Origin of the sequence: Listeria aquatica FSL S10-1188 (genome assembly GCF_000525795.1) — a bacterium.
Classification (GTDB): Bacteria; Bacillota; Bacilli; order Lactobacillales; family Listeriaceae; genus Listeria; species Listeria aquatica.
Genome location: NZ_AOCG01000012.1, coordinates 153,521 through 172,728 on the forward strand (window position 1 = coordinate 153,521; position 19,208 = coordinate 172,728).

Genomic DNA, 19,208 nt, shown 5'->3' on the forward strand with positions numbered 1-19,208 from the left:
GAAAGCTTTTTGCGTAATCTAGCTTCAAACTTTTTGCTTGCTATACGCCATTAAAAACCACTCAATTTCCTGAGTGCTTTTTAAGACAATGAGTTTCCCTTCTGGAACTTCGGCTAATTTTCTGAGGATTGCTTTGCGTTTTTTCGGATAATCTAGAACATACTTGTAGAAAGAAAAATCAATCCGTTCCGGGCAGCCTTGTGCAGAATCAGGACGAACTTTTCCGAGACTTAATAGATTTCGTTTTAGTACACGGTAAAAATAAATTCGTCTAGGTAAATCCAAGAACACTGTCAAATTAGCTTCTTGGAAACGTTTTGACCAAGTCTCCATATAGTTACCTTCCATAATCCACTCTTTGTGTTGTGTGATCAACAGCTGAACCTTTTCGCATAATTCCTGCTTAGAGATTTCCACCCAGCCAGGCTTAAAATAAAGGGTATCAAGATGAATGGGTGAGAGACTAACGGTTTTTCCAAGTTTTCGTGCAAGCGTTGATTTTCCAGAACCAGGTGGCCCGATAATATTCAGTTTTACCATGTTGATTTCCTCCTTATTAAGGATAAGGGGTGTCAGACATTTCACTAAAGATCTTCAAATAGTAAGGGAGTTCCTTGGCAATATCACTCGGTAAAACAATAAAACGTTTTTTTGCTAAAGTATCGCCAATATAACTGTGAAAAAAAACACCAGATAAAACGCCTCCAAGTGGGGTAGAAGCCTGCTTCATTAGACCTGCAATAATTCCTGCGAGCGTATCCCCCATGCCGCCGGTTGCCATGGCAGCTGATCCATACATATTTAACCAGATTTCGTCTTCCGCATAAACCTTTGTCCGGTGTCCTTTTAAAATGACTACAGCTTGGAGAAGTTCTGCACATTCGAGATTATTTTCTGCATCTGGTGTACAGTTAACAAGACGTTTCCATTCGCCAGCATGTGGAGTGAAAAACAAAGCGGCACGAGGCTTCGGTAAATCTTCTTGAGCATAAAGTGTAATCCCGTCGCCATCAATAATGAGGTTTTGCTCCTTTTTAACGCCACTTAAAACGATCTCCATTAGACGGTAGCTTCGCCGTCAAGACCGAGTCCAGGACCGACCAAAACAGTATCGAAAGTAGGTAGCAAGCGAACTAACTCATCATGATTCGTCCAATCTAAAAACATACATTCAGGAAGTCTCGCGTGTAGGGCGGAACGATTTACCGGATGGCTTGCGAGTGTTGTAAGTCCGGCACCACTATAAACGGAACCTTGTGCAGCAAGAATTCCAGCACCGCCATACATCTCGTTTCCGGCTATGATTAACACTTTTCCGTATAAATTTTTGTAGCCCTCATCGTCTCGCTTTGTAATAAAACCACTAATGGATTTTGGGGTGATTTTTTTCATTGGAATTCACGCTCCTTCATAAAAATTGGATTTTCTAAAATATGGGCGTTACAATACATTTAATGATCCAACTTCATTTTATCGAAAGAAGGAGGGAATTGTAAAATGAAACCTGTCATTCCGGCGGTAAAAGCTGTTATTATCCAAGGGAATTCCTTTCTTGGTTTAAAAAAAAACGGGAATGGAACAAGAGGTTTATGATCTTCCCGGCGGAAAAATGGAATACGGTGAAACGCAAAGGGAGTGTCTTATACGCGAAGTGTTTGAAGAAACAGGGCTAGGTGCAACACCAGTTCTATTGTATGATACGTGGAACGTAATTTTTCCTGATTATCAAATTTCAGGTGTTTTCTATTTGGTAAAAACTGAGAAAATAAAAGAGATACATCTATCTAGAGAACATCAATCATATAAGTGGCTCTCGCTTTCTGAAAATGGTTTAAACGATTTAGATATTGCGTATAGTAAGCAAATGATCCATTGGAATTTCGATTCAATTATTGAATTTATGAAATAATTTAAGTCAAATTAAACAGTTTCTGCTTTTCTCTCTCGGGAAAAGGGGGTACAATGGAAGGGCAGAAGTTAATGATGGAAGGAATGAACGATATGAGCGAAATCAACTGGCAAGAAGAAATTGAAAAACGAAGAGAGGATTTTCTAAAGGATTTAGAAGGTTTGCTTCGTATCCCAAGTGTTCGTGACGACGACGCAAAAACACCTGACGCTCCTTTTGGTCCTGATGTTAAAAGAGCATTGGACTATATGATCGAGCTAGGTGAAAAAGATGGGTTCACGACGAAGGAAGTAGGAAATGTTGCGGGGCACATCGAATACGGCGAAGGAAAAGAGCTTGTCGGTGTGCTTGGACACGTGGATGTTGTTCCTGTTGGGGATGGTTGGTCAAATGATCCTTTTGATCCTGTTTTAAAAGACGGAAAACTTTTTGCTCGTGGAGTTGCAGATGATAAAGGTCCAACAATCGCTGGTTATTATGCACTTAAAATCGTGAAAGAGCTTGGACTTCCGCTTTCAAAACGGATTCGTGTGATTGTTGGTTCTGATGAAGAAAGTGGCATGAGCTGTGTGGAACGCTATTTTGAAACGGAAGAGCAACCAACAATGGCATTTGTGCCAGATGCTGAGTTTCCAATTATTCATGCTGAAAAAGGAATTTCTGAACTAGATGTTTCCTTCAAGAAAAGCGAAAATGATGGGTATGAAGCCTTTAAACTTGAGTCACTCGAATCAGGTGCGCGGTATAATATGGTGCCCGATCATGCAAAAGCTGTCCTTAGTGAAGTTCAAGATAATGATGGCTTGAAACAAGAATTTGAAAACTTCCTTAAAAGTCATGATGTGACAGGTGATTTTAGTGTCACTGAGAAGAATATCACACTTTCGATTGTCGGAAAATCTGCGCATGCAATGGAACCTAATAATGGTGTAAATGCGGGACTTCTTCTTGTTGCCTTCCTTGGGAAATTTGAGTTAACTGGAACAGCGAGAGACTTTGTAACTTTTGGAAGAGATTATCTTTTCAACGATTCGCGTGCAACAAAACTTGGAATCAACTACGAAGACAAAGAAAGTGGCGAACTGACGATGAATGTCGGTATTTTGCGTTACGATCAAGTAGAAGGTGGAACATTTGGACTAAATTTCCGTTATCCAGTAACTGCTGATATGGACAAGCTCAAAAATAAAATGGAAACTGTTGTTTTAGAATACAATGGAGAGTACACACATTATGATGATTCTAAACCATTATTTGTTCCAGAAGATCACCCATTAATTCAAACCTTGCAACAAGTTTATACAGAACAAACAGGGGAAGAAGCAACTCTACTTGCAATTGGTGGTGGAACCTATGCACGTCACCTTGAAACAGGCGTTGCTTTTGGCGCTTTGTTCCCAGGTCGTGAAGATACGATGCACCAAAAAGATGAATTTAGTTATTTTGATGATTTGCTAAAAGCGACTGCTATCTATGCTGAAGCTCTTTACAAATTGGCAAAATAAGAGGTATAATAAGAAAAATTTTACTGCTACAGGTGCTTTTCTGTAACCTGTAGCAGTCTTTTATTAAATTGAAGGAGTGACGAAGATGAAAGTACTAGTCAATGATAAAATCGTAGAGCGAGAAAGTGTTGCTATTGACATGGAAGACCGTGGCTATCAGTTTGGAGATGGAGTCTATGAAGTTGTTCGTCTTTACAACGATCAGTTTTTTACATTTGATGAACATATTAATCGCTTGTACGAAAGCGCAGCCAAGATCGACCTTGTCATTCCTTACGCAAAGGATGTCTTAAGAAACTTGTTACAAAAACTTGCAAAAGAAAACAATATCCATACTGGAAACGTTTACCTGCAAGTAACTCGCGGCATCCAAATTCCGAGAAATCATATCATTCCTGACGATTTTCCACTTGAGGGCATCTTAACAGCTTCTGCTCGTGAAGTTCCACGGAATGAAGCACTCTTTGTAGAAGGTGGGCGAGCGATAACTGATGAAGATATCCGCTGGTTACGTTGCGACATCAAGAGTATCAGCCTACTTGGAAATATTTTAGCCAAAAATAAAGCACACCGAGCTGGTGCACTAGAAGCTATTTTACATCGAGGTGGCACCGTGACGGAGTGCTCTGCTTCAAACGTTTTTATAGTTAAAGATGGCGTTTTGTTGACACATGCTGCAGACAATTTAATTTTAAATGGCATTACTCGCCAAGTCATCATTGATGCAGCGAAAAAAGGCGGTGTCCCAGTTGAAGAGAGAGATTTTTCTCTTGAAGAATTAAAAGCTGCAGATGAAGTCTTTATTTCAAGTACAACACTTGAAGTTACGCCAATTACACAAGTTGATGATTCAGTAATTGGAAATGGAAGCAGAGGACCAGTTACGAAAAAAGCACATGAATTATTTGAAGCTGAAATTGTAGCATCTTGTGGCGAATTTGTAACGGTTCGCTAATCTAATATAGAAGAGAGGAGGGAAACCTTCTCTTTTTTTTTGCGCAAAAATGAGCGGCTTTCAAAAAATTATCCATTCAGAAAGTGTTGACAATAATTACGAGAAGTGTATAATATAATATGCTGATTGTTCGTATGCGAACGATTCGCAAACGAACAGTTTGAAGGAGGAAAGAACATGGATGATAAGTTGATTCGAGAAATTGTCTTGTCTTTTCGAGAAGTTTCCAAAAAGACACATCAGATCTTGTCTGAGGAGTCTGATAAAAAAGAGATTACAACCGCTCAGTTAATAGCATTAAGTACATTAAAGCGTGAACCACATCTGACACTTGGCGAACTAGCGGAACGAATGAAAGTCTCGAAAAGTACTGCTTCTGGAATTGTTGACCGTCTTGTTAGGGCGGGCTTTTTAATGCGAAATCGTGTTGAAGACAACAGACGCACATTAAATCTTGAATTAACAAAACTTGGAGAACAAAAGACTGCAGAAACGTATGCGCTCTTTTTTGACCGACTTGAACCACTTCTTGATGTTGGGGAAGAATCCCTTTTATCCATGTTAGAGACTCATAAACGAATCATAGAAATTTTAGAGAGAGGGATCAAAGAATGAATATGAAAGCACATGCGGCAGGGGTTAAACGTAATGGAATTTTAATCGTGATGTTGATGGGGGCATTTGTTACCATCCTTAATCAAACATTGATGAACGTTGCTTTGCCGAGCATCATGAAAGATTTCAATATTACAGCAAGTCAAGGACAGTGGCTTTCTACAGGATTTATGCTTGTAAACGGCGTTATGATCCCGACTACGGCTTTTTTAATTGAAAGATTTACGACTCGACAGTTATATCTTTTTGCGATGATTACATTCGCAATTGGGACTATTGTAGGCGGACTGGCAATAAACTACCCAATGTTGATTGCTGGAAGAATGATTCAAGCTATTGGAGCAGGAGTTGTCATGCCATTACTTACAGTTGTGGTTCTAAACTTATTTCCGCTTGAACGAAGGGGCCGGGCAATGGGGCTTATTGGCCTTGCGATGAACTTTGCGCCTGCTATCGGTCCAACGCTTTCCGGTTGGATTGTCCAACAATTCGATTGGCGTGATTTATTTCTTTTAATCGTGCCTTTTGCCATTTTAGATGTCATTGTTGCAGCTTTTCTTCTTAGCGATGTAGGAAAACGGACATTTCCAAAACTTGATTTCTGGGGTGTTATTTTCTCGACAATCGGGTTTGGTAGTTTGCTACTTGGCTTTAGTAACGCTGGGGATCACGACTGGCTAACAATGAATGTACTTGGCTTTATTTTACTAGGTATGGTTACTCTTACGTTCTTTGTCTTTTATGAAGGTAAAAAAGAAACACCTTTACTCAATTTTAAAGTTTTTAAAAACACGACTTTTACTTTGACTACGATTATTAGCTTTTTTGTTGTGATGGGACTTTTCGGGGGCATGTTACTCTTACCAATTTATTTGCAAAACGTACGCGGATTTTCTCCGCTTGATTCTGGACTTGTCCTGCTTCCTGGTGCACTGATGACAGCTGTTTTATCGCCTGTAACAGGTGTACTATTTGATAAATTTGGCGCGAAGTATCTTTCCCTTCTTGGTCTTATTATCATGGCTGTCACGACCTTCATGTTTACCAATATGAATGAATCAACTACACTGATGTATATTATGATCGTTCAAACTATCCGCGCGAGTGGTATGGCAATGGTCATGATGCCTTTACAAACAGCTGCTTTAAATTCATTACCACTTTCACTCGCTTCACATGGATCGGCAATGTTTAATACCATGCGACAAGTTGCTGGATCAATTGGAACAGCTGCTTTAATCACCGTAATGTCAAAAAGTTCAGCGTCCTTTGCTAAAACACTAACCGCTAGTGATGTGGTAGGCAAAACGAAAGAACAGATCGCTAACCATGTTCTTGTACACGGAATTGAAATAGCCTTTATGGTCGCAGCGATTTCTAGTGTTGTGGCGTGTATTTTGACTCTATTCCTTCGTAAAAATTCGAACGGAATGGAACCCATTGTAAAAAAAAGAAGTAAAATAAGCAAAGGGAAAGACGTATCTTGAAAAAAAGGTACGTCTTTTTCGTAAACATAAAAAGGCATGAAAGCGCGATTTTAATTTGATTTTTTACCGTTTTTCACATCCCCGAACGTATGACTGCTTGACTTCGAGCTGTTTGCGAAGTAAAATCTTTTTAGCGACACTATAAAGAAATAAAGTGGATGAAAGATTTCACAAAAAGGTGTGTTGAATGATGGAAGATATTTTCTTTGGAACTGAATATGAGATAATTTCTGCCGGCGGGGATACGGGACAAGCTTTTATCGCTCAACATAAAGACGAAAAATTCTTTTTGAAACGGAATTCTTCGCCTTTTTTAGCTGCCTTATCTGCACTTGATATCGTTCCTAAATTAAAATGGACTCGTCGTGTTGAAAATGGAGATGTTATCACAGCTCAAAAATGGATCAATGCACGTGTCCTTTCGACAGCAGAAATGGGGGATAACAAGGTAGCCCGACTTCTTTCCAAAATCCATCATTCTGATAAACTGAAGCAAATGTTACTCAAAATGGAAGAAGCTAGTTTTTCTCCTCTTGAAATGTTTCGTAAGCACCAACAAGTTTTCCCTGATCAAACTCAGGTAGAACAAGAAGCACTGGACTATTTAAAGCGTAATTTAGAACAAGTGGAAGACGGAGAACGCGTCGTTTGCCATGGAGATATTAATCACAATAATTGGATGATTTCGAGTGACGGGGAACTTTTCCTTGTAGACTGGGATGGAGCGATGCTTGGGGACCCAGCGATGGATGTCTCGATGCTACTTTATCAATATGTTCCGAAAGAAAAATGGCCGAGCTGGCTTGAAATATACGGAGGCACCTATTCAAAAAATTGGCACCGTAAATTAAAATGGTATGCGCTTTTCCAAACCTTACATCGTTTAGGAGAAGGAAAGCTCAGTCAAGCTGAGCAACATAAAGCGAATGAATTATTAGATTTGATTGTAAAAGATAATGAGGTGTAAAAGTATAGATGCGTGTAAAACATAAACCATGGGCGAAAGAAAAACTACAAAATCATCCGGAAGTTTGCATTTTGGAACCTGCTCTACATAGAGGGAGTTGGCAAAAACTATTTGGGAATGATCATCCCATTCACATTGAAATCGGTTCTGGGAAAGGGCGCTTTGTTTCTGGTATGGCTCAGGCTCATCCGGAAATCAACTACATTGGAATTGAAGTAGTAGAGAGCGTGCTTATCTCTGCTCTTGATAAAGTCTTAGAGCAAGACCTTTCAAATGTATTGCTACTCTCAGTCGACGGGGCCCGGCTAGAAGATTACTTTGTACAAGGAGAAGTCGCGCGAATTTATTTGAATTTTTCAGATCCATGGCCAAAAAAACGTCATACAAAGAGACGGTTGACTAATCCCAAATTTCTAGATATCTATAAAAATATTTTAGAAGAAGCAGGAGACATTCATTTTAAAACAGATAATAGGGGGTTGTTTGAATATTCGCTGCAAGCATTTTCCGAATATGGTTTACGGCTTACATATGTCTCACTAGATTTACACAACAGTGATTTTGAAGGAAATATTCAAACAGAATATGAAGAAAAATTTTCACAAAAAGGATTTCCAATTTATCGTTTGGAAGCACAGTTTAATAGAGAAAGCGAGAAGCTGTAATTTTGCAGCTTCTTTTCTATAATAATATTATGTTAACTAGGAGGTTCTAATATGCAAGTAGGTGAAATGAAAATTGACTGGCTAAGAGGTGGAGAATTACATCTTGATGGTGGAACAATGTTTGGCGTTGTGCCTAAAGTATTGTGGTCGAGAAAATATCCAGTAAACGAAAAAAAATCAAGTTCCAACACGAACTGATCCTATTTTTGTTCAGTTTCAAGGGAAAAATATTTTGATAGACGCAGGGATTGGCAATAACCGACTAACAGAAAAACAGTGGCGTAATTTTGGCGTGGCTGAAGAATCCAACGTTCTCTCTGACCTAAGGGCAAAAAATCTTACTGAGCAAGATATCGATATGGTGCTCATGACACATCTACACTACGATCATGTGCTCGGGCTCACTGGGAAGCGAGAGTCAGGAGAATACTATTCCGTTTTCCCAAATGCACAAATTTTCGTGGAACAAACTGAGTGGGATGAAATGCGTGCCCCCAATATTCGCTCAAAAGCTACCTACTGGAAAGAAAACTGGGAATCCATTGCTAGCCAGGTTGTGACTTACAAAGAAGAAGTTGAACCTATTTCGGGAATTAAAATGATTCGAACAGGGGGTCACAGTGCTGGACATGCCATTATTGAACTTTCCTCCATGGGAGAAAAAGCCATCCATATGGCGGATATCTTCCCGACTCATGCCCATCAAAATGTATTATGGGTGACTGCTTTTGACGATTATCCAATGGATAGTATTTTTCAAAAGCAAGCCTTATTTCGAAAATGGATGGATGGAAACACATGGTTTTTGTTTTATCATGATGCCAAATATCGAGCAATCAAACTTAATGCGCTCGGCGAATGTGTGGATAGTCTTCTCATTTAAAAAGCCCAAAAAAAGGGCTTTTTTCTTTGGGTATTTTTAATTTTAGATATTTGACTTTCGAAAACACTTGCTATAACATGATTTTGTAACCCTTATAGGGGGATGCTGATCAATATACTATATGGGGGTATTATATATATGGAAGAGAAAAAACAACAAGCAATTGCGAACCGGTTTGCGAGGATTGAAGGGCACATCCGTAAAGTAAAGGAAATGCTCCAAGAAGGGCGCAATGGATCTGATATCATGGTTCAGCTTAAAGCCGTTCAAAAGGCGCTTCAAGGGGCGGAAAAAGAACTATTTAAAGAGCAATTAATAGAACTTGTTCCAGAAGGGAATTTAAAATTAGCTCACGAAAAGGTAGATGCGTTTCTTAAGTGAGTCGCTTATCTAAAAAGAAAAAAGCAGAAATCTTGGAAGAGCCATTCAAAATGGTCTTAGCCTAGATTTCTGCTTTTAAGTTTCTCACTTTCCAGTCACGTGAGGTAAATATCAATGATTGTTCCCGTTTTCGCATCTGCGATAAATTCAAATTGTTTTTTTTTCGCCTTCGCGAATTGCTGTGATACCACCGTGATAAACAAAAGTATCAATGGCATATTTTTTGTAGTGTTGTTTTTTTTAGTTGAATCCAAGAACCTTCAATTGGTCCTTCTTTTTTAAAGGCATTTTTTACATTTTCTAAAATAGCATCTCCAGAAATTTCACGATCATCAAGCACGTAATGATACACAAAATGTCCTGCAGCGGCTCCAGCAAAAGCACCTGCTACGAAAGCTTTCCAGTTCATAATCTTTCCTCCCTAGCTTTTCTTATGTAAAGTCAACAGCAAGCTTTTACTTGCGTAGTTCTATACTATACTTTTTCAGCATTAAAAGCAATCAAAGGTTACGCTTCCAAAACGTGAATTGCTTTAAAAAAGTTTGCTATACTAAAAAAGGATAAAGAAAGGGTGGATCATGTTGGATAAAGATACCTTAGCACTTTTAAAAAAATTAACGGAGTTACAAGGGGCTTCTGGCGATGAATTTCGAATTTGCGATTTTATCCGTCAGGAAATCGAACCCATTTCCGATGAAGTTGTTCAAGATCGTTTAGGTGGTATTTTCGGTGTTCGTAAAGGAGCGGAAAATGGACCACGCATCCTTGTTGCAGGACATATGGATGAAGTTGGTTTTATGGTGACTTCAATTACAGAAAAAGGCTTACTGCGTTTTCAAACACTAGGAGGCTGGAACCCGCAAGTCTTGCAGGCGAGCCGTGTTGAGATAATGACGGACCACGGTCCAGTGATCGGTGTGATTGCTTCCGTTCCCCCGCATTTGATGACTGAAAAAGAGCGCTCCAAGCCGACGGATCCTAAACAACTCTTAATTGACATTGGGGCAGATTCGAAGGAAGACGCAGAAAAAATTGGCATCCGTCCAGGGCAATTCGTTGTTCCTGTTTCAGAATTCACACCACTTGCGAATCCTAAAAAAATCATGGCGAAAGCTTGGGATAATCGTTATGGAGTCGGGCTTGCTATTGAATTATTAAAAGCAGTACAAGGTGAAGACTTACCTAACACGCTCTTCAGTGGAGCGAATGTACAGGAAGAAGTGGGGCTTCGAGGAGCTGGCGTAAGTGCCATATGATTCAGCCAGATATTTTCTTTGCACTTGATGCGAGCCCAGCAAATGACACAACAGGAGATAAAACAGAATTCGGTCAACTGGGCGAAGGCTTTTTAATGCGAATTTACGATCGCACCATGGTGATGCATCGTGGCTTACGTGAATTTTTGCTTGATACAGCAGAAACGCATAAAATTCCTTATCAATATTTCGTTTCCCCTGGAGGTACAGATGCTGGTAAAGTGCATACATCGTTAAGCGGTATTCCAAGCGCTGTAATTGGCGTTCCATCTCGTTATATTCATACGTCGAATTCGATATTGCATGTGGATGATTATAGTGCTGCTAAAGAAATGATCACAACCCTTGTCCGGACGCTTGATCAATCCACCTTCGAGTCGATTATAAAAAATGCTTAAACGAACAGATGGTAAAGTGGGGATTTTGCTTGTTTTCGCTGCTGTCCTTGCTTTTTTGTTCACGGTTACAGGAATAATGAAACTTGAATTTGGGTGGATATTAACCGCCCTCATAGCAGGGATTCTTGTTTGTCTGGGCGCGTATTTAAATTCCAAAAAAACAGGAAAATGAGATCTTCCAACCGGAAGATCTCATTTTTAATCGAAAATATACTTTAAGACTTGGACGGCTTCAGGAATAGTACTGACAGTTACGTTTGCTCGTTCTGAAAGTTCTTTTAAGGGATGGTGTAAATTTTTAGGACGAATCAGGATGACGGGCTTGTTTTCAGCGAGCGCAAGTGAAGCGTCAGAGGCTGTATTCCATTGCTTGAATTTTTCACCAAAATAAGCAATAACCAAATCAGCTTTCTTTAAAAAATAGTTGTGTCCGTAAATTGTTGATTTTCGAAGACTGGATATCTCGATATAATAAATCCGGTTGTGTTCCAAGAATCGTTTCGCCGATTGCGTCTGATTTTTCGTGATTTTCTTGTGGACCAGAAAAGTGAAATTCTATTTTTACTTCTTCGCTTATTTGCTGCATGAGATCAGCACGCCAATTGGAATGGATCTCGCCGGCAAGATAAATATGATAACGCATGTTTGCTTCACTCCTTTTTCTTCATCATAAACTAAAAATGAAAGCGGTACAAAAACTTTAACTTCAAGCGGATTTCTGGACGAAAGAGGATTTCTTAGATAGGATTTAATAAGAAGAATAGTGAAGGAGCGTTTATTGTGGAAGAGTTGAAATCAATGGAAGAATTTAATACTTTAAAAAATAGTTCGAAAGTAGTTTTTATGTTTAGTGCAGATTGGTGTGGAGATTGCCGTTTTATTGAACCGATTATGCCAGAAATTGAACAAGAAAATGATGATTTTAAATTTGTTCACGTTGATCGGGATGCCTTTATTGATTTGTGTGCAGAGCTTGCTATTTTTGGGATCCCAAGCTTTTTGGCATATGAAGAAGGCGAAGAAATCGGCCGGTTTGTGAGCAAAGATCGTAAAACAAAAGAAGAAATTAATGATTTTTTAGCTGCGCTGTAAGGAGGAATCGTTTTGAAAATGACTTCACTTGTGATGAAAACGAAACTTGAAGAGCGACTTGAAAAAAGAGGTCGCACATTTTCTTTTGATCACGAAAAAGACCGCCTCAGCGTACGAGAAGCGGGTAAAACGATTACGCTCTCCTTGCCGCAAGTCATTGCGCGATTTGAAGAGGAGGGAGAGGAAGCGATCCGAAAAGTTCTTTATTATGTTAATGAAGGCTTGCACGCTTCACTTTCGAAACCGAACCTATCAGATTCACTTGATAAAGTTTACCCAGTTATTCGTTCGCGTTCATTCCCGAAAGAAAGTAAATCAGGCGAGAAATTTTTAGTTCGCGAACACACTGCTGAAACGAGCATTTACTTCGTTATCGACGAGGAAAAAGCTTATCATTTTATTACCGAAAAAATGCTTCAAGATTCTGGAGTTTCTGCGAGCAAGCTTATCGAGAAGGCGTTTGAACACCTTGAGAACCTGCCTGTTTCTTACCGCCGAGATCGCGTTTCGGAGAATGATTTTTATTTTGTTCGGATAAATGATGGGTATGATGCAAGTCGAATTTTAAATGCTCGTTTTTTATCAGAAATGCGCGAGAAGCTGACAGGAGAGATGGTTGTTGCCATTCCTCATGCTGATGTTTTGATCGTAGCGGATATCCGAAACGAAACAGGTTTTGATGTAATGGCGCACATGGCGATGCAATTTTTCGCTGAAGGGGTTGTTCCGATTACTACTTTGCCATTTGTGTATAATGATGGTAAACTAGAACCGATCTTTATTATGGCAAAAAACAGACCGAAGGAGTAGAAAGTCTTGATAGTAAATGTATTTTATAATGAAAAGGGAATCGGCGATACGCTAATTGTTTCCATTCAAGAAATCGCAAGGGAACAACGCACTTATGAAACAAAAGGTGATGTTGTGAAAATCTTTGATGAGGAAACAAAGGAACTTAGCGGATTCAACATTTTTCGTGCATCCCAATATTTTTCGCTAAATTCAAATGGAAAAGTAGAACTTACAGAAGCTTTTGTTGAAAAATTGAATCATGTTATTTTAGATGCTGGGTTTGATGATCCGCTTGATGTGGATTTGACCCCTAAATTTGTTGTTGGTTACGTGGATGAACTAAAAAAGCATCCCAATGCTGATAAGTTAAGCATTTGCCAAGTTTATGTAGGGGATAAGGAACGACTTCAAATTGTGTGTGGGGCACCAAATGTCGCCCAAGGCCAAAAAGTGGTTGTAGCAAAAGTGGGTGCGGTCATGCCCAGTGGGCTTTTAATTAAGCCTTCGAATTTGCGAGGTGTAGATTCTTTCGGGATGCTTTGTGCGGCTCGGGAATTAGCTATTCCAGATGCTCCTCAAGAAAAGGGGATTTTAATCCTGGATGATAACGCTGAAATTGGATCTACATTCTCGGTATCTTTTTAATAGACTGTTGGAAGCATCTCTCAAGGTGCTTCTTTTTTTTAGTTTTTTTTGTGTATACAATATATGTTCAGATTGTACTTTTTTGTTCGCTAAAAGCGGATATAACTTTAAATTATCACCTTTCAGAAGTTATGAATAGCAATGCTTTAGCTGCTTTCAAATTAGCGATTTTAAGTTTTGAAAGGGATGATAATAGCTTAATTGAATTTTCTTTGATAGAATCAAACAGAAGAATTTGATTTTGGGTGTGATAAATGATGGGATGGCTAAAGAATTTCTTCTTCGGGGACATGGAAATGGAAGAAGAACGCAAAACAGAAGTAAAAGCAAAAACTAAAGAGGTGCAACAGGATGTACCCAAATTAGTGAGACAAAACCAGACAATTCCTGCAAAAAAAAGACAATAAGCTGACGAAGACTTCTCAAGCAACTAAACGAACTGTTGCACGGAAAACGGTAGAAACGAAAATGGCTTACGAGTATCCAAAAGGGCAGTTTCGCTTTCCGCTGATTCCAGATGGAGATGAACGTACCGAACCGAAGAAATCTGTTGCAATGGGTTCAAAAGAAGTGAAAGTAAAGGCGAAAAAAGAAGTTGCTGAAGCCAAGCAACCAGAAATTAAAAAAGCGCCTTTTACGCCTACAGAAGTTCCATCACCAGTTTTTGCATTTCAAAGACGGCCAAGTCGCTTTGAGTTTAATCTTGATGAAAATTCTGTTCAAAATGAAGCGGAAGTTAAACAGATTCACCTAATAACAGAAGAAGCTCAGGCTCCCGTAATGGAGCAGAAGAATTTAAAAAACAGTGACTGCGCCTAAATTTCAAGTGCAGGAGTTGGATGATTCAGCTTCTACCATGATAGAAACTCCTCAAGCAAACGAAAGTCAAAGTATAGCAGAAGAAGAGTTGGGCAGTTCAGAAGTAGTTGTACAGGAGAGTGCAGAGTGGATAAACTCCAATTCAGAAAGTCAAGATGAGCTATTAAAAGAAGCTGTTGAAGCAAAGGAAGAAACTGATTCTTTCCCTGAAGTGTGGTCGAATACTGAAAAAAGAACTGAAGATTCTATTGTTCCAGAAGAGAAAACGGAATCAAAAAAAAGAAGTTAAAAAGTCGCACATTCCGTTTAATGTTTTGATGGTCAATCAAGATCACCAGAAAGACGCAAAAAACTCAGGTTCTGAGGAGCAAACTAGACAGGTTCGAGCATCTGATGAAGAAAGGCTGAGTGAAGAGAGAAACATGGGATCTTATCACTTTCCACCGCTTGATTTATTAAATCCACCGGTGATTTCAAGTCACGATAAAGAGTGGTTGGATCAAGAAGAAGTGCTTTTAAATGAAACTTTGCAGAATTTCAATGTAGCTGCACATGTTGTCGGAAGAACACAAGGACCCGCTGTTACTCGCTTTGAAGTGCAACCGGAAAAAGGCGTTAAGGTTAGCAAAATCACGAATCTAAGTGATGATATCAAGTTGAACTTAGCTGCAAAAGATATTCGGATAGAGGCACCGATTCCTGGAAAGAGCACGGTTGGTATTGAAATTCCAAATCCAGTAAGCAGACCAGTTATGCTTTCTGAAATCATGAAAAAATCAATTTTTCAAGACAATCCTTCACCGCTAACCGCTGCACTTGGCCTAGATATTTCCGGTGAAGCTATTGCAACGGACTTACAAAAAATGCCTCACGGGTTGATTGCTGGTGCGACAGGTTCTGGGAAAAGTGTTTGCATCAACTCCTTACTAGTCAGCTTGCTTTATAAAGCTCGGCCAGATGAATTGAAGCTTTTACTAATCGATCCGAAAATGGTCGAGTTAGCCCCTTACAATAAAATTCCGCACTTGGTAAGTCCCGTTATTACAGACGCCAAAGCGGCAACAGCAGCTTTAAAATGGGCTGTTACGGAAATGGAGCGCCGTTATGAGCTCTTTTCTCATACAAGCGTAAGGAACATTGAAAAATACAATGAACTCGCTAGTCGGCCAGGACATTCCGGCGAAAAATTACCTTATATTTTAATTGTGATTGATGAATTAGCAGATTTAATGATGGTAGCACCAAATGATGTGGAAGAATCCATTAGCCGAATCGCTCAAAAAGCAAGAGCTTGTGGGATTCATATGATTGTAGCGACACAACGTCCTTCAGTGGATGTTATTACGGGATTAATTAAGGCAAACATTCCAACGCGAATTTCTTTCTCAGTATCCAGTTCGATTGATTCGCGAACAATACTGGACAGTTCGGGTGCTGAAAAACTGCTTGGAAGAGGGGATATGCTCTTTCTCCCAAGTGGCGTAAGTAAACCTGTCCGCTTGCAAGGAACATTTGTGAGTGATGAAGAAATTGATGCAGTTGTTCGCTTTGTTAGAAAGCAAGGGGAACCGCATTATATGTTCCAAGAAGAAGATCTCGCAAAAGAAGTGCTTCGAGAAGATGAAGATGAACTTTTTTCAGCTGCCTGTGACTTTGTGATGGAACAAAACGCGGCATCAACTTCTTTACTGCAAAGACATTTTAGAATTGGCTATAATCGAGCAGCTCGATTAATGGAAAGTTTGGAACGACAAAAAATTGTTTCAGCAACGAATGGTTCTAAACCACGAGATGTTATTATTACACGCGACCAGCTAGAAAAGCTTCGGGGAAATGATTCGGGGATTTAGTACTTATGTCACTCTTTATAATTTGATTCTCGCTTGTAAAACGTTTTCTTTGTCATATTCTTATGTCTTTTTCCGTGATTTGAAACAATTATTTTCTATTTCGGGGTAAAGTGCTATAATAAGATTGGTTATTTGACTTGAAAACTTAAATTGGATAATTGAATATGATATGAAAAGTAAGATGATGTCTAAAAAAACTTAGACACCCTCTACTACAAAGGAAAAAATGGGGGCTTAAAAACAATGACTGTTTATCATTTTGTTGGAATCAAAGGCGCTGGCATGAGCGCTTTAGCACAAATTTTATATGATAAAGGCTTTACTGTTCAAGGTAGCGATGTTGAAAAATACTTCTTCACACAAAAGGCATTAGAAGAAAAAGAAATCGAAATATTACCGTTTGATGCAGATAACATTCACGAAGGTTTGACGATCATTGCAGGAAATGCTTTTCCAGACACGCATGAAGAAATTGCCAAAGCTTTTGAACTTGATTTACCTGTAATTCGTTATCATAAATTTTTAGGCCAGTTGATTGGTGACTACACAAGTATCGCTATTACAGGATCACATGGGAAGACATCTACAACTGGACTTCTTTCTCATGTTTTAGAATCTATACGACCGACTTCTTATTTGATTGGGGATGGAACGGGGAAAGGAAATAAAAATGCAGAGTATTTTGCGCTTGAAGCTTGTGAATATCAACGACATTTTCTGGCGTACAAACCTACTTATGCTATCATGACAAACATTGACTGGGATCATCCTGATTATTTTAAAAGTGTAGACGATGTTTTCAGTGCTTTTGAATCGCTTGGAAAACAAGTGAAAAAAGCTATTATTGCTTTAGGTGACGATGTGCAGCTGAAGAGACTAGAAGAAGTACTTTCAATTCCAGTGATTTACTATGGCTTTGGTGAAAAAAATGAATACCGAGCAACAAATGTTGTCAAGAAAACTACAGGAACCACGTTCGATGCAAATCATCGTGATAAAGCGCTTGGTACCTTTGAAATTCCTTCTTATGGGGATCATAATGTGATGAATGCCCTTAGTGTTATTGCCCTTTGCGATCAAGAAGGTTTAGACATGGAAGAAGTGAAAAAAGAACTTAAAACCTTTAAAGGTGTTAAACGTCGCTTCAGCATTACAGAAAAAGCTCACCAAACGTTGGTTGATGATTATGCGCACCATCCTTCTGAAATTCGGGCAACGATCAATGCTGCTCGTCAAAAATACCCAGATAAAAAAGTTGTCGCTGTTTTTCAACCCCATACTTTTACAAGAACCCAAGCGTTTTTACAAGGCTTCGCAGATAGTTTGAATTTGGCTGATGAAGTTTATCTTTGTGATATTTTCGGCTCTGCTCGCGAAAAGGCTGGAAATTTAACTATCTTTGATTTAGCTCGAAAAACTAAGGGAAACCATGTCATTCAAGAACAGCATACAGAAGAATTATTGCAATATGATAATGCTGTGATTTTATTCATGGGAGCAGGAGATGTTCAAAAATTCCAAGCAGCCTATGAAAAAATTCTTGATAACCGGGAAGACTATCCTGAAGTGAATGAAAAAGCAGCTTTTTAAAATGAAAATTTAGAACCACTCTTTATTTTTTAATAAAGGGTGGTTTTTTTATTCGTTCAAATTAGGAAATACTAATTAAATTTGTCTAAAAAGAATAATTTACTTGGTTTTTAGTTCAACATAAGTTATTTCACTAAAAAAATATATAAAGCAAAGAAATTTCAACGTATAAAAATTCATTTCATTTTATTTTTACCTGTAAAATTGCTACAATGTTGTTAGTAAGCATACCCTTCTGTATGTTTAATACGTTTTACATATTGCTCGATGGGGTAAAGAATCAAGAATACGGAGGTGGGAGTAAATGATTGTTATCTTATACGTTGCTGCACTTATCGCGGCAATTGCTCTATTAGTCATCGCCATTTACTTAAGTAAAACTTTAAAATCTGCATCACAGACAATGAATGAAGTGGCCAAAACAGTTGAAAAAATGACCAATGAATTGCAAGGGATTTCCGGAGAGGCTCAACAGCTTCTTGATAAAACGAATAGCTTGTTAGATGACGTAAATGGTAAAGTAGCCAAGGTAGATCCAGTTTTCGATGCTATTGGAGATGTTGGAACATCACTACTTGGTCTCAGCCAATCTGTTCGTGAACTTGCAACACTTGCAACGAACAAAGTTTCGGCCAATGAAAGAAAAGTTGCGCAGGCTATTTCTGTAAGCAATTCTATTTTAGCTTTAAAAGATAAATTTAAAGCTAGTAAAGCAGCGAAAACAAAAAGCAAAAGAAGCTGAGTAGGAATTGAAGCGTTAATTAATTTTTTGAAACAGGAGGAATGAAACATGTCTGGAAAAGATGGATTAGATGTAAAAGATTTTTTTAATTGGTGGCTTAATTGGCGGAATTATCGGGTCCGTTACAGCACTTTTACTAGCACCAAAATCTGGAAAAGAACTTCGTGGTGACTTAAACGATCAAGTTGATGTGTTAAAAGAAAAAGGTTCTGAATGGAAAGATATTGCTTATGAAAAAGGCATTGAAATTGGGAATGTTGCAAAGGATAAATCCGGACAATTAAAAGATTCTGCAAATGATTTTGTTGGTGTTGTGAAAGATAAATCTCAACAACTTGCGGGTAGCATTTCAAAACAAGGTAAAAGTGTAAAAGAAGTTGTCTCGAAAAATAAAGAAGAAGATCAAGAAGCTGTTGAAAAAGCAGTGGACAATGTAAAAGAAGATGTAAAAGATGCTTCTGATGCTGTAAGTGATGCTTCTGATAAAGCTAAAAAAGAAGTTAAACAAACAGTAAAAGAGGGTAAAAAAGAATCTGAAAAGATTATTCAAAAATAATGATTTCAAGTGTGGACGTGGTAGGCTTTCGGGCTTGCCGCGTTTTTTTTGTGCTTGCATCTCTTGCTATAGAATGTTACGATATTAATTAACAGCTTTAC

General features: G+C 38.7%; 17 protein-coding genes and 7 pseudogenes. 20 read left to right on the plus strand and 4 right to left on the minus strand.

The window, feature by feature from the left end; all coding sequences use genetic code 11:
• Window positions 1-24: 24 nt before the first annotated feature.
• Entirely contained in the window at window positions 25-540 is a 516-nt protein-coding gene (locus tag MAQA_RS09775; protein ID WP_036073498.1) for a P-loop NTPase family protein, read from the minus strand.
• Window positions 541-556: 16 nt separating this feature from the next.
• A pseudogene (locus tag MAQA_RS16435) lies at window positions 557-1,392 on the minus strand (NAD(P)H-hydrate dehydratase).
• A 181-nt stretch (window positions 1,393-1,573) separates the two neighbouring features.
• Between MAQA_RS16435 and MAQA_RS09785 the strand changes: the two are divergent.
• From MAQA_RS09785 to MAQA_RS09825, 9 genes and pseudogenes are all read left to right on the plus strand, one after another.
• Window positions 1,574-1,909, plus strand: a complete 336-nt coding sequence (locus MAQA_RS09785; RefSeq protein ID WP_241463188.1) for an NUDIX domain-containing protein — start codon at window positions 1,574-1,576, stop codon at window positions 1,907-1,909.
• 92 nt (window positions 1,910-2,001) lie between these two features.
• Window positions 2,002-3,414: a dipeptidase PepV gene (gene pepV, locus MAQA_RS09790; protein WP_036073744.1), complete on the plus strand. Its 1,413-nt coding sequence runs from the start codon at window positions 2,002-2,004 to the stop codon at window positions 3,412-3,414.
• Between the two features lie 85 nt (window positions 3,415-3,499).
• Window positions 3,500-4,369, plus strand: a complete 870-nt coding sequence (dat, locus tag MAQA_RS09795; RefSeq protein WP_036073500.1) for a D-amino-acid transaminase — start codon at window positions 3,500-3,502, stop codon at window positions 4,367-4,369.
• A 177-nt stretch (window positions 4,370-4,546) separates the two neighbouring features.
• Window positions 4,547-4,984: a MarR family winged helix-turn-helix transcriptional regulator gene (locus MAQA_RS09800; protein WP_036073502.1), complete on the plus strand. Its 438-nt coding sequence runs from the start codon at window positions 4,547-4,549 to the stop codon at window positions 4,982-4,984.
• Window positions 4,981-6,471 (plus strand): multidrug efflux MFS transporter MdrM, encoded by a 1,491-nt coding sequence (mdrM, locus tag MAQA_RS09805; RefSeq protein ID WP_036073504.1) that lies wholly within the window; start codon window positions 4,981-4,983, stop codon window positions 6,469-6,471. Before MAQA_RS09800 ends, mdrM begins: the two co-directional genes overlap by 4 nt.
• 190 nt (window positions 6,472-6,661) lie before the next feature.
• Complete coding sequence (locus tag MAQA_RS09810) at window positions 6,662-7,438, plus strand: phosphotransferase family protein (protein ID WP_036073505.1); 777 nt, start codon at window positions 6,662-6,664, stop codon at window positions 7,436-7,438.
• 8 nt (window positions 7,439-7,446) lie between these two features.
• Complete coding sequence (gene trmB, locus MAQA_RS09815) at window positions 7,447-8,103, plus strand: tRNA (guanosine(46)-N7)-methyltransferase TrmB (protein WP_036073506.1); 657 nt, start codon at window positions 7,447-7,449, stop codon at window positions 8,101-8,103.
• A 51-nt stretch (window positions 8,104-8,154) separates the two neighbouring features.
• A pseudogene (locus tag MAQA_RS09820) lies at window positions 8,155-8,986 on the plus strand (YtnP family quorum-quenching lactonase).
• A gap of 138 nt (window positions 8,987-9,124) precedes the next feature.
• Window positions 9,125-9,367 (plus strand): metal-sensitive transcriptional regulator, encoded by a 243-nt coding sequence (locus MAQA_RS09825; RefSeq protein ID WP_036073507.1) that lies wholly within the window; start codon window positions 9,125-9,127, stop codon window positions 9,365-9,367.
• Between the two features lie 95 nt (window positions 9,368-9,462).
• Here the strand turns inward: MAQA_RS09825 and MAQA_RS09830 are convergent.
• Window positions 9,463-9,776 (minus strand): annotated as a pseudogene (locus MAQA_RS09830) (PepSY domain-containing protein).
• Window positions 9,777-9,948: 172 nt separating this feature from the next.
• On the opposite strand from MAQA_RS09830, the pseudogene MAQA_RS09835 reads away from it, so the two are divergent.
• Window positions 9,949-11,021 (plus strand): annotated as a pseudogene (locus tag MAQA_RS09835) (M42 family metallopeptidase).
• A complete protein-coding gene (locus MAQA_RS09840) occupies window positions 11,014-11,193 on the plus strand; it encodes a hypothetical protein (protein ID WP_036073509.1) in 180 nt (59 codons plus the stop codon). Before MAQA_RS09835 ends, MAQA_RS09840 begins: the two are co-directional and overlap by 8 nt.
• Before the next feature lie 26 nt (window positions 11,194-11,219).
• Here the strand turns inward: MAQA_RS09840 and MAQA_RS09845 are convergent.
• Window positions 11,220-11,664, minus strand: a pseudogene (locus MAQA_RS09845) (YtoQ family protein).
• Between the two features lie 155 nt (window positions 11,665-11,819).
• Between MAQA_RS09845 and MAQA_RS09850 the strand changes: the two are divergent.
• The 9 genes and pseudogenes from MAQA_RS09850 (at window position 11,820) to MAQA_RS09885 (ending at window position 19,107) form a co-directional block, all read left to right on the plus strand.
• A complete protein-coding gene (locus tag MAQA_RS09850) occupies window positions 11,820-12,113 on the plus strand; it encodes a thioredoxin family protein (RefSeq protein ID WP_420911944.1) in 294 nt (97 codons plus the stop codon).
• Between the two features lie 18 nt (window positions 12,114-12,131).
• Window positions 12,132-12,923, plus strand: a complete 792-nt coding sequence (locus MAQA_RS09855; RefSeq protein WP_036073747.1) for a DUF1444 domain-containing protein — start codon at window positions 12,132-12,134, stop codon at window positions 12,921-12,923.
• Window positions 12,924-12,929: 6 nt separating this feature from the next.
• Window positions 12,930-13,550, plus strand: a complete 621-nt coding sequence (gene ytpR, locus MAQA_RS09860; RefSeq protein ID WP_036073515.1) for a YtpR family tRNA-binding protein — start codon at window positions 12,930-12,932, stop codon at window positions 13,548-13,550.
• A 468-nt stretch (window positions 13,551-14,018) separates the two neighbouring features.
• Window positions 14,019-14,369 (plus strand): hypothetical protein, encoded by a 351-nt coding sequence (locus tag MAQA_RS09865; RefSeq protein WP_036073518.1) that lies wholly within the window; start codon window positions 14,019-14,021, stop codon window positions 14,367-14,369.
• 16 nt (window positions 14,370-14,385) lie between these two features.
• Window positions 14,386-14,658 carry a hypothetical protein gene (locus MAQA_RS14210; protein WP_149023351.1) on the plus strand — a complete coding sequence of 91 codons (273 nt, stop codon included), beginning with the start codon at window positions 14,386-14,388 and terminating at the stop codon, window positions 14,656-14,658.
• Window positions 14,639-16,219: pseudogene (locus MAQA_RS09870) on the plus strand (DNA translocase FtsK); the annotation flags it as partial. The gene MAQA_RS14210 and the pseudogene MAQA_RS09870, both read left to right, overlap by 20 nt.
• 243 nt (window positions 16,220-16,462) lie before the next feature.
• Window positions 16,463-17,809, plus strand: a complete 1,347-nt coding sequence (murC, locus tag MAQA_RS09875) for a UDP-N-acetylmuramate--L-alanine ligase (protein ID WP_036073519.1) — start codon at window positions 16,463-16,465, stop codon at window positions 17,807-17,809.
• A 304-nt stretch (window positions 17,810-18,113) separates the two neighbouring features.
• A complete protein-coding gene (locus MAQA_RS09880; protein WP_036073521.1) occupies window positions 18,114-18,551 on the plus strand; it encodes a DUF948 domain-containing protein in 438 nt (145 codons plus the stop codon).
• A 48-nt stretch (window positions 18,552-18,599) separates the two neighbouring features.
• A pseudogene (locus MAQA_RS09885) lies at window positions 18,600-19,107 on the plus strand (YtxH domain-containing protein).
• Window positions 19,108-19,208 lie beyond the last annotated feature (101 nt).

What these genes read in the sequence shown, in the direction of transcription:
- MAQA_RS09775 (WP_036073498.1), bottom strand. Translation starts at nt 540, where the DNA reads ATGGTAAAACTGAATATTATCGGGCCACCTGGTTCTGGAAAATCAACG.
- MAQA_RS09785 (WP_241463188.1), top strand. Translation starts at nt 1,574, where the DNA reads ATGGAACAAGAGGTTTATGATCTTCCCGGCGGAAAAATGGAATACGGT.
- pepV (WP_036073744.1), top strand. Translation starts at nt 2,002, where the DNA reads ATGAGCGAAATCAACTGGCAAGAAGAAATTGAAAAACGAAGAGAGGAT.
- dat (WP_036073500.1), top strand. Translation starts at nt 3,500, where the DNA reads ATGAAAGTACTAGTCAATGATAAAATCGTAGAGCGAGAAAGTGTTGCT.
- MAQA_RS09800 (WP_036073502.1), top strand. Translation starts at nt 4,547, where the DNA reads ATGGATGATAAGTTGATTCGAGAAATTGTCTTGTCTTTTCGAGAAGTT.
- mdrM (WP_036073504.1), top strand. Translation starts at nt 4,981, where the DNA reads ATGAATATGAAAGCACATGCGGCAGGGGTTAAACGTAATGGAATTTTA.
- MAQA_RS09810 (WP_036073505.1), top strand. Translation starts at nt 6,662, where the DNA reads ATGGAAGATATTTTCTTTGGAACTGAATATGAGATAATTTCTGCCGGC.
- trmB (WP_036073506.1), top strand. Translation starts at nt 7,447, where the DNA reads ATGCGTGTAAAACATAAACCATGGGCGAAAGAAAAACTACAAAATCAT.
- MAQA_RS09825 (WP_036073507.1), top strand. Translation starts at nt 9,125, where the DNA reads ATGGAAGAGAAAAAACAACAAGCAATTGCGAACCGGTTTGCGAGGATT.
- MAQA_RS09840 (WP_036073509.1), top strand. Translation starts at nt 11,014, where the DNA reads ATGCTTAAACGAACAGATGGTAAAGTGGGGATTTTGCTTGTTTTCGCT.
- MAQA_RS09850 (WP_420911944.1), top strand. Translation starts at nt 11,820, where the DNA reads ATGGAAGAATTTAATACTTTAAAAAATAGTTCGAAAGTAGTTTTTATG.
- MAQA_RS09855 (WP_036073747.1), top strand. Translation starts at nt 12,132, where the DNA reads ATGACTTCACTTGTGATGAAAACGAAACTTGAAGAGCGACTTGAAAAA.
- MAQA_RS09865 (WP_036073518.1), top strand. Translation starts at nt 14,019, where the DNA reads ATGGCTTACGAGTATCCAAAAGGGCAGTTTCGCTTTCCGCTGATTCCA.
- murC (WP_036073519.1), top strand. Translation starts at nt 16,463, where the DNA reads ATGACTGTTTATCATTTTGTTGGAATCAAAGGCGCTGGCATGAGCGCT.
- MAQA_RS09880 (WP_036073521.1), top strand. Translation starts at nt 18,114, where the DNA reads ATGATTGTTATCTTATACGTTGCTGCACTTATCGCGGCAATTGCTCTA.